12 protein-coding genes and 1 tRNA gene are annotated in these 18,782 nt (G+C 49.8%); 9 read left to right on the top strand and 4 right to left on the bottom strand.

Going from position 1 to position 18,782, the window contains the following annotated elements:
- Positions 1 to 141: 141 nt before the first annotated feature.
- Entirely contained in the window at positions 142 to 2,934 is a 2,793-nt protein-coding gene (locus E3E42_RS09530; RefSeq protein WP_167904339.1) for a minichromosome maintenance protein MCM, read from the top strand.
- A 338-nt stretch (positions 2,935 to 3,272) separates the two neighbouring features.
- Here E3E42_RS09530 and E3E42_RS09525 read toward each other — a convergent pair whose 3' ends face one another.
- From E3E42_RS09525 to E3E42_RS09515, 3 genes are read right to left on the bottom strand one after another with little or no spacing between them, the layout of a single operon-like run.
- The gene (locus E3E42_RS09525; protein ID WP_167904338.1) at positions 3,273 to 4,607 is read right to left on the bottom strand and encodes a hypothetical protein; all 1,335 of its coding nucleotides are present in this window, start codon (positions 4,605 to 4,607) and stop codon (positions 3,273 to 3,275) included.
- Entirely contained in the window at positions 4,594 to 5,175 is a 582-nt protein-coding gene (locus E3E42_RS09520; protein WP_167904337.1) for a hypothetical protein, read from the bottom strand. The genes E3E42_RS09525 and E3E42_RS09520 overlap by 14 nt, the downstream gene beginning before the upstream one ends.
- A complete protein-coding gene (locus tag E3E42_RS09515) occupies positions 5,172 to 5,819 on the bottom strand; it encodes a hypothetical protein (protein ID WP_206206087.1) in 648 nt (215 codons plus the stop codon). The genes E3E42_RS09520 and E3E42_RS09515 overlap by 4 nt, the downstream gene beginning before the upstream one ends.
- A gap of 397 nt (positions 5,820 to 6,216) precedes the next feature.
- On the opposite strand from E3E42_RS09515, the gene E3E42_RS09510 reads away from it, so the two are divergent.
- From E3E42_RS09510 to E3E42_RS09475, 8 genes are all read left to right on the top strand, one after another.
- Positions 6,217 to 9,294 carry a DUF1156 domain-containing protein gene (locus E3E42_RS09510; RefSeq protein WP_167904335.1) on the top strand — a complete coding sequence of 1,026 codons (3,078 nt, stop codon included), beginning with the start codon at positions 6,217 to 6,219 and terminating at the stop codon, positions 9,292 to 9,294.
- Positions 9,291 to 12,677: an ATP-binding protein gene (locus E3E42_RS09505; RefSeq protein WP_167904334.1), complete on the top strand. Its 3,387-nt coding sequence runs from the start codon at positions 9,291 to 9,293 to the stop codon at positions 12,675 to 12,677. Before E3E42_RS09510 ends, E3E42_RS09505 begins: the two co-directional genes overlap by 4 nt.
- Before the next feature lies 1 nt (position 12,678).
- Entirely contained in the window at positions 12,679 to 13,209 is a 531-nt protein-coding gene (locus E3E42_RS09500; RefSeq protein WP_167904333.1) for a hypothetical protein, read from the top strand.
- Between the two features lie 149 nt (positions 13,210 to 13,358).
- Entirely contained in the window at positions 13,359 to 16,205 is a 2,847-nt protein-coding gene (locus tag E3E42_RS09495) for a helicase-related protein (RefSeq protein ID WP_370519644.1), read from the top strand.
- A 240-nt stretch (positions 16,206 to 16,445) separates the two neighbouring features.
- Positions 16,446 to 16,709, top strand: coding sequence for a hypothetical protein (locus E3E42_RS09490; protein WP_167904332.1), 264 nt, complete (start codon positions 16,446 to 16,448; stop codon positions 16,707 to 16,709).
- Between the two features lie 4 nt (positions 16,710 to 16,713).
- Positions 16,714 to 16,989 (top strand): hypothetical protein, encoded by a 276-nt coding sequence (locus E3E42_RS09485; protein ID WP_167904331.1) that lies wholly within the window; start codon positions 16,714 to 16,716, stop codon positions 16,987 to 16,989.
- A 51-nt stretch (positions 16,990 to 17,040) separates the two neighbouring features.
- On the top strand, positions 17,041 to 17,472 hold the full coding sequence (locus tag E3E42_RS09480) for an EVE domain-containing protein (protein WP_167904330.1): 432 nt from the start codon (positions 17,041 to 17,043) through the stop codon (positions 17,470 to 17,472).
- A gap of 525 nt (positions 17,473 to 17,997) precedes the next feature.
- The gene (locus tag E3E42_RS09475) at positions 17,998 to 18,393 is read left to right on the top strand and encodes a hypothetical protein (RefSeq protein ID WP_167904329.1); all 396 of its coding nucleotides are present in this window, start codon (positions 17,998 to 18,000) and stop codon (positions 18,391 to 18,393) included.
- Between the two features lie 295 nt (positions 18,394 to 18,688).
- Here E3E42_RS09475 and E3E42_RS09470 read toward each other — a convergent pair.
- A tRNA-His gene (locus E3E42_RS09470) sits at positions 18,689 to 18,765 on the bottom strand.
- Positions 18,766 to 18,782: the final 17 nt, after the last annotated feature.

Below are 18,782 nucleotides of genomic sequence, written 5' to 3'. Positions count from 1 at the left end.
GCGCACCACCTGTATAACCCTCACCAGGGGGCATCAGCGTAAGGCACTTACCTGACACCGCCGGTGTAAGGCAATCACCTTACACCAGCACCAGCTTGTTTTAATTGTTCATACCTAACTCCTTCTTTTCGGGTGGATGGTATGGTTGTGGAAGTCGAGAATGTCGACATTAACGACGTCATTTTAAGGGTTGAGGAGCTGAACCTGCGTGTCGAGGACCTCTTCAGGAGTCACGAAGAAATCAAAAAGAAGATCCATGAGAAAGGTGCTTCAAACATTGGGAGCTTTAGCTTCCTTGCACGGAAGGCTGTAAAGGCGATTTTTGGTGAGGAAGTTGGAGTCATTACCCAAGAGCACCTTGATGCTTTTGCAAAGATTTTACATCAGATCAAAGCAGAGATATCAGATGAGGAGTCGAGGAAAAAATTTTTTCCTCCGTTTTCTGAAGAGGAAAACGGCAAAAAAGACACAGAATCTGTTCCTTCCCAAAAGGAAAAGGAGGAAAAAGATAAAATCCAAAAGGAAAAGCAGGAAAATCTCAGAGAGATTTTTGAACTTCAGCTTCAGGCAATCAAAAGGACAGTTGAGTTGAACAAACAACATGACTCTCTTGTGATATTAGCATTATGTCATGAACGGGATTATGTTACATATTCTAACCTGATCGACAAGGTTACTCAAATCAATAAGGTTCTCGGAAAGAGATACGCCAACTCTTCCCTAAGACAGGCCATTTCAAGAGTCGGGAATGATACCAATATTGTGGAGAAAAAAGTCTCACGGGACGTGAGATACTTTCGTCTGCTCCCTGAAGTCAGGGAAGAAATATGTGAAACCTTCACAAAGCTCCTGGAACATGAACAAGCGAAGAAAGGTCTTAAATCCCTTGATGGAAGCGACAGAGAAGCAATGATTGAGGCCTTCAAAACATTCATCTCCAGTTACGTCGGGGAAAATGAGAAAAAGATTTATCGAGAAAAACTCGCCAGCCTGATGACGGAAGAAAGCAAGAAAAGCCTTGATATTGACTTCATCCATCTCAGCTCAGTTCTCGAATGTATTCCTAAGAAACTCTTGGAAGAACCCGAAGAAGTCATCTTGGCAGCCGAAGACGCCGTTGAACTCGTGCTGAAAGAGGAGTTCTTCCAAGATAACCCGCCCCAGATTCACGTTAGGTTTTACAACCTGCCCAAGACACTCGAACCACGATCTGTGGGTCCCGAACAGATTAACCGCTTCATTCAAGTCCGCGGCGTTGTAACGAGGCTCTCAAGCATCGAACCGTTCATCTCAAAGGCCGTCTTCCTCTGCAAGGACTGCGGAAACGAAATAATTCGCATGCAAAGAGAATACTCAACAAAGCTGATAAAACCGACCAAATGCGACGCCTGTGGCTCCAAAAACCTCGAACTCGATGCCGAAAAAAGCAGATTCAGGCGATACCAAACGGCGACAATCCAGGACCCTCCGGAGAAGCTGAAAGGAGGCCAATTGCCAAGGAACCTGAACATTATCCTCCTTGACGACCTCTGTGACAACATTATTCCGGGGGACAGAGTAATCATTACCGGCACACTGAGACTCCTCGAAGGTGAGGAGGACAACAAACCCGTGAAGAAATTTGTGCTAATCGTGAATCATATTGAGAAAGAGAGTAAAGACGAGGAGGACATTACAGTAACCCCTGAGGAAGAGCAGAGAATCCTTGAGGAAGTTAAGTCGCCAGAGTACAAGAGGAAGCTGATTCAGTCTTTTGCCCCGACCGTGCACGGATACGAGAACGAGAAGCTCGGCATACTGCTTTCCATCTTTGGAGGGCACGACGAGTATTCGCCCGTGGGGGAAAGAAAGAGGAAGCGAATTCACGTCCTTCTCGTTGGGGACCCGGGAACGGCCAAATCTCATCTGCTCGACTTCACAGCTAGGATTGCTCCCCGGGCCGTTAGGACCTCCGGAAAGGGAGCAAGCGGCGTTGGACTCATGGCCGCCGCCAAGAAAGACAACATCACAGGAAGGTGGACAGTTGACGCCGGAACCCTCGTGTTAGCAGATAACGGCTTCGCGATCATTGATGAGCTGGATAAAATGAGCAAAGAGGATCGTAACAGCCTCCACGAACCGATGGAACAGGGCAGCGTTTACTTCGCTAAGGCCGGCCTCAACATGGTCCTCAATGCAAGGGCCACAGTCATTGCCGCGGCAAATCCGAAGTTCGGCAAGATTAACAGGAACAAGACGCTCCCCGAGCAGATTGACCTCCCGCCCTCACTAATGAGCAGGTTTGATTTGATATTCACGTTCATAAACACAGTTGATGAGAAGAAGGACAAGATGGTTGCCGAGGCCATCCTAAAGAGGTGGTATGAAGGCGAACGGATTAAGCCCCCATATTCTCCCGAGTTCCTCAAGAAGTTGATTATTTACGCTCGGAAGAAGATAAAGACGCTGAAACTCGACCCCCAGCTGAATGAGGAAATTCAGGAGTATTACCTGAAGCTGAGGAAGAGGCTGAAGAACAGTGAGGGCTTTTCGGTAACGCCAAGACAGCTAGAGGCGGTTTTGAGGCTCGCTGAGGCTCACGCAAGAATGCATCTTCACGATACGGTGACGAAGGAGGACTTTGAGGTGGCTGTGAGTCTGCTCGAGTACTCCCTCCAGAGAGCGGCAATTGACGAGGAAGGCAACGTTGACGTTACGATACTTGAGATCGGGCGGTCATCGAGGCAGCTGAAGTTAAAGCAGAAGGTTTTAGAGGCAATTGAGCGGCGCCAGGCCTCCGGTGATTGGGGGACACCAAAAGAAGACATTATTGAAGATGTTCAGCAGTTAGGCTTTAAGCGGGTTGAAGTTGAAGAGATGCTCAAGGAACTCATGGAATCAGAGGAAGTTTACCAGCCGAGAAGCGGGTATTACAAGATAATGGAAAAAGATTAAACTAAATCCAGGCTTCGATGATTTCATTTTTTATTTCCTCTTCCTTAATTTCCCAAGGCTTTCTCTAATATATCCGCCACATCGTACACATAAAGCCCATACTTGTCAAGTACCTGTTGGAGTCTCGAGTACTTCGTCGGTGACATCATCATGCCACAGCAATTATCGTATCTTTCAAAATCAGACACGGATTCTCTGACAAAAAAGTCTTATGAGGACGGGTAGAATTAAGTGCTGCTTCGTGGGCTTCTGATGGGAATCTTGCTTTTTATCTCTTTGACCTTCTTACTGTATCTTCCAGAGACAGGATCCCTCACCCTGAAAGGGCGAACTTCCACTCAATCAAAAGAATCCATGAAATCAAACAAATTCTTCTTTGGTTTCTCAGTTGTTTTCTTTTTGCCCGTCCGCCGCTTTCTTGGTCTGATGCTTATACTCTCCAGCATTTTTTTGCCAGCTGTGGCAAAGTATTCTCTGCTCTCCAGGTGGTCCCGGATTGTTCCCTCAGACAAGACTTTACGCTTGAGTTCACTGAGCTCACGAAGTGCGATAACATTGCTTATCGAATGGCTAATCCTTTCGGCCACTGACTTTTGTCTCATCTTCATTGAAAGAATCTCTTCCCGAAGCCTGTCAAGGTTCGTATCCCTGAAGCGTATCTTGTCTGGATGCCAATAATAATATGAATCATTATCAAAGAGGCTGGTATCTCTCTTAAATACCGCTTTTTCATACTCTTCCTGGGTTGAAAAACCTTTTTTGATCCAATAATCATCGTTTTCAGGGTCCGAACCCTTAGACGGCCAAACGATTCCCTTCCACGGAATACCAACAATATCACCATATACAAAAGTGCCGAAGATATCCGATGGCCTAAGCTTAACTTCCCTTGGATGTTCCCTCTGTATCTTCTTGATATTTGAGAGGTAAATAATGACGTTTTTGCTTTCCTCCCCGAAGAAATCATCAATAAGCCTCTTAAGGGACCTCATTCTTCCTGAGCGGCTTTTGGTAAATGTGTGGCCTTTGAAATCCACCCAAATGTTGGTATATCCCTTCTCTGCATAATGAGCGATAATGCTCTTTGTGGTTTCCGCTGGATAATCCACATCAAGCGGCACAAAGATTGGTTTGGTATTCCACTCGTTCAAGGTTTCAACGACATGATCAACATACCTTACAAAAGACCGCGCACCATAATTAACAGCGGTTGCACCAGTTTCACGAGCAAATCTCACATGTGGAACGAACAGTACCGCAGAGTATTCGTGAAGATAATCCAAAAATCTTTCAAAGTATTCCATCCCAAAGACCTTCTGAGGGAACTTGGAAAATGAAAGCGGCAGAGCAATGTTATAATTAGCCAGTTCCTCGCTCAGCTTAAAAGTATCCCTAATGCCGTCATCATCACTTTCCCTAACGGCATGAAGTATCGAATTGTAACTTCTGTCCATATAAATCGTTCGATTGACTTCGAAGAGCGTCTCTTTCCTCTCCTTCAAGTCGAGAATTCTCCGACGGGCGCGGACAGGCACATCCTTGCTCAGATAAAGAGTCCTCACCGGAGTCTCAAGGCGAATTCCCCCGAGGTCAACCTTCTTGATAACGAATCCCGGGACGTCCTCGGCCGAAATGCTTTCCTCAACCCCAGTATGCAATTCAATTCTCGCCACTTCGCTCCACCTCTTCAATGAGCTGTTCCACAAGGGTTATCCCAGTTTTACTCAGATTAAACGGCCGACCTCCCCTTTCAATCGAATCAATGACACTGAAAAGAACGTGAAGGACTTCATCCTTTGTGAGCCTCTTATCCACCTTGTATGCATTCACCAAAAACCTGAGACTGTACCGGAGGAACTTCTTCAGCTCTGAAAAATTCTGCTCGACCCACTTCCGGGCCTTTCGGTCGTCCATGATAAGAGAGTGGAGACTTCCCTCAATGTACTTGGTATAAGCAATTGCCACACTCTCATATTCTCCTTTCTCAAAAACCTTATCCCCTATTATACTGAGCAACGCAGCATAATCGTACTCGTCTGCGAATTCCACTAACTCACTCAATCCGATTCTTTCAATCTCCGCCTGGTTTTTCCGCGAGATCTCATCATAAACCACCCGGCCCATGAGGAAGTTATATTTTCTCAGGAGATTTGCTAAGAACATTCCGTCATTGATTTCATTCTCAGCTAAAAACGCAATATAAAACGAGCTGTCCCCCACCACAGACTCCCTTCGACTCATATTATCCACCTTGCACTCTTTGCTCTTTGGAGGAGGGCCGCCTTCATATCTTCGGTTATTATGCCCTTCCTGACAAGACGATTAACGATACTCTCGGCATTTTTCAAGACATCGCGAGATAATTCAGATTTAATCGAATACTCCTTGTTGGTCTCGTCAGTGTAAAGCAGGAAAAGAAGTTCGTCCCACGAAAGCTTAGTGTAAAGCGGAACGATAAGTTCCACGGCGGAGAGAAGGGCAAGGGCGTCTTTGTCTTCCTGAGCCTTTCTTTTCAACCCTTCAATAAGCTTTCTGTAAACCCTTTCACCCTTGTCTGTAATTACGAGGTATCCACCTTTGGCCTTCTCAGCCTTTGATTTGTTTCTCGGGGGACGGTATTCCCAGCAGTCCACAACGTAAAGGGGATTTTTTATCGCATCATCCAAGTCATCAGAAAACGGCCCTTTCAGATGAGGCACGAACTCCACAAGCCGTCTTACCTCAGGGTGGAACTTCCAGAGGAAGAAGAATATCTTCTGCAGGTGGAGAACGCTAATCTCGCCACCAGCCTTCCCCAGGATAAGCAAGATGAGGTATTCGATGGTTTTGAGATCATTCTCGTCGTGAAACTCCCGGGACATTTCCTCCACCCGCAACAACGGCACATTAAGACAATCGCTCAATCTCTGATTTAAATTTTTTGAAAGTTACTGCGTCATAAGGCCATAAGTATGTTTCAGATTCCACTTTCCTCAATACACCTCAGCCTAATCCTCACCGGGATTTACTGTACTGATGGCCTCTCAACTTTAATGGAAATTGAGTAAAGACATTAAAAGACATCAGAAACCGCCCGCTCCACCGCCCCTCATACCCCATTCCGGGGTCGTGACGGGGAACAGGCGAGAGGTTCTTGTGAAAGTCACCGTACCCGTTCATTTTGGGATGAATCCCATAATAAGGATTCCGTGGGGGGCAACACCCGGGGCGTTACACGATGTATCGCCCATCATCAAAAGGTATTTATTGCGGGCGGTGTTAAGTTACCCGGGTGTGAATAACATGGAGAGGAGATTTATCGAAAGCCCCCGGTTTCCAATCTGGGAGGTCAATGAGAAGAGCCTCAAAGAGAAGGGCCCGGCAAGGCCGCCGTACTGGGAGATGGTCTTCTACTGGACGAGAAAGCCCCTCGTTGGAGCGAGGGCCGTAATTGCTGGAGCACTTTTACCGGAGGACATTGACGAGAACCGCTTTAAAACGCTCATCGACCTAAATGAAAAGACTCCCCACCGCGCCAACCCTAAGATTCCGGCCGAATGGGAGAAGTACTTCAGGGGCAAGAAGCTCCTCGACCCCTTCGCCGGTTTTGGCTCAATACCGCTCGAAGGGCTCCGCCTCGGATTGGACGTTACCGCCGTCGAGCTTCTCCCCACAACTTACGTCTTCCTAAAAGCCGTCCTTGATTACCCGAAGAAGTTCGGAAAGCCCCTCGTGAAGGACGTCGAGAGATGGGGCAACTGGATAACCGAGCAGCTGAAGAACAACCCCGAAATCAGGGAGCTTTACGACGATGACGTTGCCGTTTACATCGGCACCTGGGAGGTGAAGTGCCCCCACTGTGACAGGTGGACTCCGGCCATCGGCAATTACTGGCTGGCGAGGGTTAAGGACGGCAAGGGTTACAAGAGACTGGCATACATGAAGCCCGAGCGGGACGGCGATGAGGTCAGGATAAGGGTCATCGACCTCAACGAAATCCTCGGCGATGTGTCAAAGGCAAAGGTGGACACCAAGGCGGGGGAGATAACCTTCGAGGGCGAGGTTTATGTGAGGAAGGCCAGGGAAGCGGTAAAGAGCGGGAAGCTCAAGGAGGGCGACTTTAAGGTCGAGGGAGAGAAGGTGATTTTCAAGGTTCCTGAGGCGAACATTAGCAATCAGCAAAAACAGTTGAGGTGCTTGCTCTGTGGCAACGCAATAAAGTACGCTGACAAGAGCGGAAGACACTACACGGAGAGAGTTAAAGGTACCAATGAGTTTTATGTGAAGTTCGCGCTCAAGAAGTACCACGAGGGAGATGAAAGCTTCGCTCGTCAGAGGCTCCTCGTGAAGGTCAAGGTTAAAGACAGGGACTTAATTTTCGAGCCCGCTGGAAAAGAGGACAACGAGAGGCTGTGGAAGGCGAAGGAGAAGGTTAAGGAACTGCTCGAGAGGAAGGACCCGGACGTGCCGACAGAAAAAATGCAGCCCTACGGGGGGGCAACTCTTGGAGATATTTACAAAGTATTCATGAGCTGGAACAACCTCTTCAACCCGCGCCAGCTCCTCACGCTGATTAAGATTGTAAAGCTCATCCGCGAGGTCGGGAAGAGAGTTGAGGAGGAGAAGCTCAGGGAGGGCTGGAGCGATGAGAAGGCCTTCGAGTACGCCGAGGCGGTGGCGACGTATTTGACTGCAACCCTTGTACACTTTGCAGATTACAACTCAGTTACTACTGGATGGCACTCAGGATTTTGGGGGTTAATAAAAGTTGTTCACACGTTCACATCAAGGGGTATCACAATGAATTGGAACTGGAGTGATGTGACACCATTTAATCGCAACTCAGGCGCTTCATTCTGGGGAATGCACAAATACACAATAAGAAGCGTTGAGTATCTCACTGCAACCTTCGCCCCCTCTGGCCAGAAGACCCTCACTGACTTGGTAAGGGATAACACCGTGAAAGTTCTCCAGGGTGACGCGACCTCGCTCAACCTCGGCGAGAAGTTCGACGTCATCGTTACTGACCCGCCGTACGCTGATGATGTCGCTTACACAGAACTGAGCGACTTCTACTACGTCTGGCTCAAGAGGGCTTTGAGCGATTCCGACGGGAGGAATCTCGTCCCGAGGTTCCACAGAACGGCCTTCTTCAAGAAAATCGGCCCCAAGTTGGTTGAAATCAAAACTCAGTGGCAGGAGTTTGCGAAGAAAGAAATTTCAATGTATCCCGCCCGTTTTGGAAACAAATCAGGAAAAGAAGCAAAAGAAATTGCACAGCAACACTTCGAGAACCTCTTCAGCCAGGCCTTTGTTGCCATGAGGAATCACCTAAAGGACGACGGACTTTTGGTTACCTACTACGCCCACACCGACCCGGAGAGCTGGGCTAACCTCATCGAGGCCGGCTGGAGGAGGGCCAAGCTCCAGATAACGAGGGCGGTACCCATCGGCACCGAGTCAAAGACGAGCATCGTCAGCAGGGGCAAGATGAGCCTCGACACCTCAATTGTCGCAGTCTGGAGGAAGCCAGCTGGAGAGAGAAAGTCCGTCCAGATCTCAGCCCTCAAGACCGAGATGGAGAGAAAGGCCAAGGAGTCAGCCAAGGAGTTCATCAGGTATGGCTATGCCGGCCTTGACCTGCTCTATGGGGTAATGGCCGCTGTCCTTGAGGAGGTCACCAAGTACGGTGAAGTCCTCTCGCCGAAGGGCCCGCTCCCGACGGAGGAAGTCCTCAACGATTACGTTTACCCTGCAACGATAAGGGGCATAATCGAGGCCATAGCGGAGGTCGAGGAGGGTCAAAGGATAACGTCGAACGAGGCAGTCTTTTACACTGCATACAAGGTGCTTTTCGGCAACAAGACCCTCAAGCCCAACGACATAATACTCCTCAACCTTGCAACCTTCACCGAGCCGAACGGCCTAATCAGGGGGGGAGTGTTAAAGCAAACCGGCTCGGCCAGCAAGAAGGAGTTTACCCTTTACACTCCGGACCTTCTCGGGAAGAAGGCCCTCGATGCCAAGGAGCTCCAGAAGTTCCTTTACGAGAAGGGCCTCAACCCGCTTGAGCCGGAGCCGAGGAACGCGATTGACGTCCTCCAGCTCCTCGAGTACCACGCATTGCTTGGAAAATCCCGCCTTGAGGAGGTTATCGAAAAGCTCAGGAGGAAGTGGAGCGCTGAAGTCGAGGAGGCCCTCAACATCGCGAAGCTGGTGAGTGAATATTACACCGCCGTTTACGGCCAGCTCCTGTCCCCGTTGGGGGGCAGGATAAAGGCCGATGAGCGTGATATTGAGAAGGAACTTGAAAAGGACGGCCACTTTGAGGTTCTCCTCATGAGGAGGCTCGTCAGGAGCGTTGGAGGTGGAATGTTATGAAGCTTGGAGCCTTTGAAATCTGGGACGACGTGATGGACGAGGCCCTCGACAAGCAGGTGGCCCCGGAGCTCGGCGATGTGGTGAGCGGCAACGCCCCTGAGATATACACCGATTCGAGGGAGTTCTTCAGGAGGACTTACTTCACCGACTCGATGCTCGAAATCATCGGCAAGCTCGTCGAGACCCTCGAAGGCGGCGAGAGGCACAACATATTCCTCATTTACTCCCTCTTCGGTGGCGGTAAGACTCACACGCTCCTTACCCTTTATCATGCATTCAGAGAGCCGGATGCCATGCTTGATCCTGAGGTTCTGGCCGGCCACGATCCGGAGAAGAGGGAGAAGATCAAGGGGCTGGCGGAGAGGATAAAGGCCCTCGGCGGTGTTAAAATCGTCCCTGTTTACGGCAAGGGCAGGCTCGGCCAGCCGAGCAAGCCCCTTGAGGTCGGGCCGTATAAGGTGAGAACCGTCTGGGGTTACATTGCCCACGCCCTCGGGAGGTATTACATCGTCGAGAGGGACGACGAGAATGCCACGGTTCCGGAGATTGACACTCTGAGGGAGCTCTTCAGGGGAGAGAGAGTAATCCTTCTCGTTGATGAGATCGTGGATTACTTCGACAACCTTTACAACTCGGGGAGCGAGGACGACAGGAGATACGCGAAGAACGTGGATAACTTCTTTGACAGGCTTTCCACGGCCCTGCTCGGCTCCGGAAGCGCGATGGTCATGACGCTCCCGATGGAGAAGAAGGAGGGCATGTTTGAGGTCGAGAAGGAGTACAACAGGGAAGTCGTCATGGCCATCTGGGGCGCCGTCAGCAGGGTCGGCGGTTCCGAGCTTTACTCCCCGCTGAGGACTTCTGGAGCGGGCAACGAGCTCGTTGAGGTGCTCAAGAAGAGGATTTTCAAAGGAATTGATGATGAGGAGAGGGTCAAGACCCTGACCAGAATGCGCTCGGAGCTTAGCAATACCGACGTCTTCGGCCATGCGCATAACCTTGAGGACGAGCTCTGGAGGAGTTACCCGTTCCACCCGGAGTACGTGGACGTCCTCAGAACGATAATCGAGAGGACTGGATTGCAGAGGACGAGGGACATGCTCAGAATCACGAGAATCGTTGTAAGGGAGCTGGTCCGGAAATACTCCGAGACGGGCTTTGCTCCCTCAATGATAATGCCCCACCACATTGACCTCAAACACGAGAAGCTGAGGGGCATGCTGTTCGGCAAGAGCGAAACCTTCATGGATTACGCCACCATCGTTGATACTGACATTGAGAGAGACAAGTTCAAGGACTTCACCAACCCAGGACTTGCGGAGATAATTCTCAAGTACGTCTTCCTAAGGACGTATCCCTTTGACTCGCCCGTCCCCTTGCCGGGTTTCCCAACGGCCGATTCCATCGCGAGGGGCGTTTACGAGCCGAACGAGTTTGACACCAACGGGTGGCTTCCAACGGACATTGATGATACCGTTGAGGAGATAACGGCGAGCGTCCGCTTTGTGTATCTCAACAAGAAGGACAAAGTTCTCTGGTTCTGGCGCGTCGCCAACGTGGCCCAGATGGTGGACAGCAAGGCCAAGGAGCTCCTCGAAATGAGACCCGGCGAGGTGTGGAACGAGCTCGTCAAGTACGTGAACAGGATGATCAAGGAGAGGAAAAGACTAACTGCAACAAAGGGCAAGGGTGCTAAAATCGAGGATCATGTGACCTTCTTTAAGGAGCAGTACATCATTGTGGCAAAGGACCCGCAGGAGTTCCACGACACTCTGGATTACAAGCTCCAGGTGCTGGTGAGGGACGACGTTGATGAAAGAACTCTGAGGAAGCTGATTTACGCTTATGGAACCGGTACGAGGACGTACAGAAACACGGTTGTCGTCTGTTATCCAGTTGGGGGGAGCTTTAAACCGCTCCTTGAGACAACGGCAAGGATAATGGCGTGCGATGAGGTCATCAGGGACATTGAGGCCAAATACGGCAAGTTCGGTGAGGAAGTTGTCAAGATACAGATGAACATGGTGAAGGACATTAGGGGCAAGGGTCTGGAAGACCTTGAGACTCAGATTGTGAACTCCTTCAGGGGGGTGGCTTATCCAGAGGACGACGAGGTCCGCGTCACCAAGGCCCCGTCCAGCTCAAAGTCAGTCGTTGAGAACGTTTACTCCGCCCTGCTCAGCAAGGGCAAAATCGTGGACGAGTTTGACTTTGACTGGCTCGTGGAGACTCTCAGGGGCGTCGGTGTGGAAGTTCTGAGGCCCGAGGGATACAGGGTCTCGGAGCTCATCGCCATAATAAGGATGAACACGCGCCTGCCGATGATTGAGGACAGCCACATTAGCGAGGCCATAAAGAACGCCGTTCTCGACTTGAGGATCGGCCTTGAGCGCAATGGGGAGGTGTTCTTCAAGAAAGTTCACAAGGAGATTCCAAGCTCCGAGGAGGAGGGTAACCCGCCCAGTGCCGTTAAGCCAAGGGACCTAATCCTGCCGAGAAAGATCGCCCTTCACAGGCAGGTCTGCAGTCTGCTGAAGAAGGAGAAGGATTTAATCGTGCCTCAGGGGGACAAGGACTTCAGGGTGAAGACTTGGTACGAGGTTTATTCGCCATCATCCAAGATTGGAATTCCGCTGAAGAGCCTCGTGACTGGAGAGGAGGACTGCAGAGTAAAGGAAGGGTATTTCGACATGGTTCTCTGGGGCCACATCGTTGAGAAGAGGGAAGAGACCCCAATAACAGAGGGTGAATTCGAGCTTGAGATTGAAGTTCCTCAGGTGAAGGAGAAGCCGGGAAAACCTGTCCAGCTTGAGGCAAGGGTCGTACCCCTCGGAAGAGACTCTTTCACGGTGGAGCTCTCGGTGAATCATGGAGAGCTGGACTCTTACGAGGTTAGGCTTGAAGACGGAAAGCCGGTTGGGGTTACTTGGACAATAATCATGCCAGAGACGAGGACAATCGCGACGATTGAAGGACGGAGCCCCAAGAGAACGCGTTACAGGGACGTGAGTTTAATCCCAGACCTTGGCATTGAAATCGTTGAAACTGAAACCCTCAAAGAGGAGCACAAGGGCATGTTCCTGACTTCAATCCTCGACATTGAGGACGTTGATACGCTTGGCCTCATCCCCGAGAACGTTAAGGGCATCGTAAGCGGAAGCCTGAGGATTGACAGGCCGCTGTGGGAGGGCCGCTTTGAGGGCGTGGACAGGGAAGTGCTGACATATCTCGTAAGGGAGATGGAGGAGCTCCTTGAAGGCAAGGCCAATCTTGACGTGGACCTCAGCCTCTCGGAGGAAGTAATGATTGATGACCTCCTCTTCGAAAAGCTCAGGCCTCTCAACGGGAAGGTTCGGTTCAGGCTCAGGAAGGAGGAGGATTGAGGTGGAAGGCAGCGTCGAGTACCAGGTGAACCTCAGGTACATCAAGAAGGCCTTCCTCCCAGTAACGCGGGAGCAGAAGCTCGCCGAGTTCGTGCCGGTGTTCAACGTTATGGGCACAGGGGAGCAGAAAAAAGTCCCTGGAAAAGTTGAAGCGAGAGCGAGGGTGTACCTCCCTGAATTTCTCAATTTTACCAAGAAGCTGGGGTTTAAGGTCGAAGCAAACGAGAGTCTCCTCAAGTGGCTGAACCTGCCTCCGTCAAAAAGGGAAAGGCTGGAGTACAGCGGGAACAAGCGGATAATCCTGAGAACCAGCGATGATTACGCTTACCTTCGCCTGATGGTTTACGGCGTCGTTATGGCGGTTCTTAAGACACCAGCGGAGTGGGGTCAGCTTGAGGAATATGTGCTCGCAATGGAACCGATACAGCTTCGCTTCTGGGCTTCGAGGTTCAAAAACACTTATTGGAAGTATAAGAACCGGAGGAAGCTTGATTACCTTGCAAGACGCTTCCTGGAGGTGGAGTGGATTTGAGCGAGGACATTAAGGGAGCCCTTCTGGGGGACGTTCTCCTCCACAGCCCTGCACTGTTTTACACCGCCCTAACCGCTCCGGCAAGGAGGCCAATAACCCCCTTCAAGCATCAGTTCCAGCCCCTTTACCATGCCATGATCTCCCGGCCGGTGAGGATACTTATCGCCGATGAGATTGGACTGGGGAAGACTGTCCAGGCGCTGGCCATTGCGAGGTATCTTCAGCTGAGGGGCGAGGCCAAGAGAATCCTTGTCCTCGTGCCGAAGATTCTCCGCGAGCAGTGGAAGCAGGAGATAAGAAGAGTTGGGGGTTTTCCAACCGTAATCGAGAACGGTCGCGAGGTCGAGAGCAAGCTGAGGAACACGTATGGATACACGGTCGTCTCAATTGATCTTGCCAAGAGGTCCCCCCATCGCGAGAGGTTCCTCGATATTAAGTGGGACTTGATAATCGTTGATGAGGTTCACAACGTTACCCTCGGTACCCAGAGGTATGAATTCCTCAAGGACCTTGTTGAGGAGGGTGGACAAGACCTCAACCTGATTTTCCTTTCAGCGACGCCCCACCGGGGCAATCCCAAGGATTACCTCGCAAGGATTGCCCTCCTTGACCCAACTCTCACCGACCAGTATCAGAAACTTGACAAGCCGGGTTTTTACAGCAAAACTCGGGATACGCTCGTTATGAGAAGGACCAAAAAGGTCGTCAACGAGCTTGAGGGCAGGGAAGTCTTCAAGAAGTGTTATTTTGGAGCAGTTGTCGTTGAGATAAGCGACGCTGAAAGGGCCTTTTTTGATAAGCTCGATAAAACACTCTTCGAGATGATAAAAGATGCCAGGGAGAACTCTCCAGAGGCCCTTCTCGCGGTTCTTGTTAGGAAAAGGGCTTCATCGAGCTATGAAGCGGCAGTAAAGACAATCAGCAAGATTGCTGAGAGTGCAAACTCTGAAGGGAGTGGGAAGGCAGAGAAGGTTAGTAAATACATCAAAAGTCTCTTTGGCCTCGGTTATGATGAGATTGAGCTGGAAGACTTCAACGAGCTTGACGATGCCGTTGAGAAAATAATCGCGGAGTACTCCCCTCTGCTCGACAGGAAACAGGTGGAGTCATTCAGGGGACTTCTTGAGTTAGCAACACAAATCAAAGAGAGGGACAGCAAGCTTCAGATGGTGGCGGAGATTGCTGCATACCATATCAAGCAAGGGGGGAAGGTAATAATCTTCACGGAGTTCAAGGACACGCTGGAATACATAAAGAGAAAGCTTCCCAAGATTCTGGCCGACGAGTACGGCGTTCGGTTGGAAGGTCGTGAGATTTCCCTCCTTTATGGGGGAATGTCGAGCAGAGAAGTGGAAGAACAGATGGCCAGGTTTGAGAGGCATGGAAAGCTTCTGATATCAACTGACGTTGCCTCAGAGGGTTTGAACCTTCAGATTGCCAGCGTGGTCATAAATTACGAGGCTCCCTGGAGCCCGATAAAGCTCGAACAGAGGGTCGGAAGGATATGGAGGCTCAGTCAGCCAAGGGAAACAACCGCTTACACTCTGTTCCTAGCGGCAGAGACTGACCTGTACATTCTGGAGAACCTTTACCAGAAGATTATGAACATAACTGAAGCCATTGGAAGTGGGCCGCGTCTTGGCAAACCTGTTTTCGGAAAACAAATGTTTTCCGGGGATTTCGAGGCACTGTGGAAGGAAGAAGTCTCCGAAGAGAGTGCCAAGGGAGAACAGCCTTCCGAGTACGACCTTGTGATTGCGGCAATAAAGAGGGAACTTACAGGTTACGCGGGGGCCATAATACACACCCTGAAGAGTCTCCGACGGAACATTGAAAAAATGATTCCTTCAGACACGGCAAAGCAGGTTCGGGAGGAGCTTGAACATATACTCACTCCGAGAGACTTTGATAGGGACACAGTCTCCGAAGTGCTGAGGACTTATCTCACTGAGGTCCTAGGGAAAAGGAACATTCCAGAGATTTCCCCGATTCTTCATGATGTCGTTAAGGAAGGCCCCTCGAACCTAAGGCCGATGAAGATTGGTGTCAGGGGCGGGGATGGCGTTGAATACCTTTATTTTGTAAGGTTAGTTGACGAGAAAGATGGCCGGGAGTTCCATCGTTATCCTGTCCTCGTAAGGAGGAATGGTGGAAAGCTTGAGTTCCTTTATGGCGTTGACGTGTTGAAGCGCCTTATTGAGGTGTTCTCGCAGGAGTTCGTTGTTATTGGCCGGCCCGAACCCACAATGGAGGAGCATGTAATATCTTCCCAGCTCAGGACACTCGCAAGGGACAGGTTTTACAGGCCCAAGACAAAGTACAGAAATTACGAGCGGGCATTTTCAAGGGGCAAGCTGAAGAAGGGGCGCCTCTTCAAGAACACGAAAATTGAAACAACTGAAGTATTGAGGATCGAGGGCATCAGCGAGGAGAGGTTCAACATACTAAAGCATGTTCCCAGTGGGATTCTCGACGTTTATGGGCTCTCGGAGAAAGACGTGGAACCGCCCACCGATGAATACAAGCGCATCACCGAGAGGAACTTCGTGCCATTGGAGGATATCCTAAAGAGCGAACGGAAGGCGATGGAGATCGTCATGGAGCTTGAGAGGAAAAGGTTGGAGCAGGAGTATGGCCCCGGTGGAGGCTGGGAAGTCAAAGACGTCTCATTGAAGGCGCATTACGACATTAGGGTCGTCGAACCCGAGGGGGAAAAGTACATTGAGGTTAAGGGTCACAAGCCACTCCTGCTTACTGCAGAGGTCACGCCCGCGGAGTATAAATTCGCGACGGACTCCGAAAACGTGGATAAGTACTGGATTTATATCGTCGCAAACCTCGGAAAGAAAAAGCCGGCCATATTGAAGGTTTTCAGGCCTTTTGAAAGGGATGCTAAGGTTTACGCAGTCCTCGAAGACGGGAAGGAAGTTGAGATTACCGGAAAGGTCAGCATCAACATTGAGAACAAGATTCGGAAGATCCTCTTGGTGGGGTAATTTACTGCATCTCCGTTTATTCTCAATTTTTATCTCACAATTCCAAACGATTTTATAAAAACGTTTGAACTTTTGAGACTTTGGGACCATCAATGGAAAACGTGATCGTTTAGGTTACCTGAATAAATTTGTGTAATTATGCAATGAGCATCTTCGATAAAAAGTGAATGATATCTTGGCATTTAACGAACCAAAAATGTTATTTATTCCAAGGATTATAAATCACATTGGTGGGTTTAGATGGACCCTGGGAAGATTGTTTCCGCTTTTATTGGGCTCGGGATAACACTGTTTTTGACATTTAGTGTCCCGAGTATTGAACAGATAATTTACGATGCTTTCACACCCCTTGTACTTCAAACTTCTCAAGGAATTCAGGCATACGATTGGTTAACTGCATCTCTCATCAAAGTGACTTGGATTCTTATGGGGGTGTCTGTGATCATCTCGATTGTAACTCCAATAAGGGATGCACTTACGGAGCTTATATCCTCGCTTGGGTGATATGATGGATGAGTGGGACCTCCTTGAACAACTTGCTGAGACCTTTGAGGTACTGAGCAAGATGCTTATCGAAATTGCTCTTCCAAGCGCACAGTTCATAATCGCACTGACTTTTTATGGTCTTGTGTTGTATCTTTGGGATATCTTGGGAGTGACGCCCAATACTCCATTTTACAATGTGATGGTGGATCTCTCTAATGCCCTCTGGATCGGGATTAGTTTATTGGGACTTGCAGGCACATTATCCGCGTTGAGGCATCTGGAAGAGCTTCCATTCTAATGACAACTTATTTATCCTTTGACGTTCTTATTCTCTGGTTGGGTGAGTGGAATGAAGTACTGGCTCTGCATCACCACTCGCGACAACTGGGAGGTTGTCAGAAAGAATAACGTCTGGGGCGTGGCTAAGAGGCACAGGAACACCATCGCCAAAGTCAAGCCCGGTGACAAGCTCGTCTTTTACGTCAAGCAGGGGAGGAAGAACAAGGAAGTTCTCGAACCCAAGATCGTCGGCATCTTTGAAGTCGTGAGCGAGCCTTACACTGACTCAAGCAGAATCTTCAAGAGCCCGCCGCACCTAAACGAGACTTACCCCCTCAGGGTCAAGATTAAGCCCCTAAAGCTCGGCGAACTTGACTTCAAGCCTCTCATCCCAAAGCTGAAGTTCATCACTAACAAGAAGCGCTGGAGCGGGCATTTAATGGGCAAGGCAATGAGAGAAATCCCGGAAGAGGATTACAAGCTGATTGAAGGCCTTCTTTGAACCCCCTCGATTTCTTCACCAACTTTTTGCGAACGGTTCGGTGTAAGGCAAACGCCTTACACCGGCATCTCTAAGAGCACATTTCTGTACACCCACATGAAAAAGGGGTTTTCTGGGGGCTCGTCCACCCCATTGTCGCGCCACAAACCGCCCAAGGGGGTTGCCCGGAAATTATGAGAAAGCGTACTTTTACGTGCTCTGCGAGACTTTTTGTTTTAGCATCGTTTTTCAGCTAATTCAAGCCTTCTCGTGCCTTCTTTTTTGGGCGTGATTTAGTGAATGTACAAGTTTATGCGTTGCATTTTTTGCAACTCGCATTCAAATGCAAAAATTAATGAAAACAGCCCAATGAAAAGAGGCCCTCTCCGCCCTTCTTTTACACTTCACGAGTTGCAAAAAATGAAACTCGGGGGCTTCCGAGTTATCAAATTTGATAACTCGAGCCAAAGGGGGATTTCTTAATGACTTCACTCAGTGGTCAAGAGTTATGTTTAATTGCTCGTCCTGCAGGGCGGGTGTTGGTGGTTGGCGATGGAAGCGGTCGGAGTGGTTGTATCCAAACTCTTCCAGGAAATTGGAAGCCTAAACCTTGAGGAGGTCCATGAGAAGGTGGCTGGGGCACTGGTTGAGCGTTTGAGCGAACTTGACGTACCGAAAGAGTTCTGGCGGGAGGTTTACTCCCTGCTGATTGGGACTTATGCAGACCGTGAGGCTCTCCTTGATGCCAGGAACCTCTTCAATCACGTCCTCGACGACTTTGTTGAGCGGGGGTTGGTTGATTCAAAGAGTGCTCTTAAGCTTCGGATATTCGTTGAGTACTTCGAGCACGTGCTGTTCCCAAGGAGGCAGGACTGTGTGAGGGTTCCTTCCGTCACCGCCCTTGAGGCGTTCTTCGTTCTCGCTTATGGCGAGGCGGATTAATGCCCTTTATTATTTTTTGGCTTTCAGTGTAAGGCATTTGCCTTACACCGGTTTCTGCGTGCGAAAGTTGTTTAAATCGGGGTTCTTCACTCTTTTTGGTGTCAGGCTATGGGACCAAACACGTGTAAATACACGTGTATTTACACGGGTGATGTACGGAAGCGTTCAGAGACGCGTAATGTAACGCTGAGAATCCGGGCTGATTTGGTTGAGTTTGCAAGGAAAGAGGGCATTAACATGTCGCGTTTGCTGGAGTTGGCTTTGGAAGCGTTTTATTCCGGGAGAAATGTTGTTATGGGGCCAGGGCCGGGATTTGAACCCGGGCTAGGGGATCCACAGTCCCCTGTGCTAACCAGGCTACACCACCCTGGCCATTTCCAGCTAAACCT

Source organism: Thermococcus sp. JdF3, assembly GCF_012027495.1.
Lineage (GTDB): Archaea > Methanobacteriota_B > Thermococci > Thermococcales > Thermococcaceae > Thermococcus.
Note: the sequence above shows the minus strand (reverse complement) of the source record. Positions and strands in the feature narration are given on the sequence as shown.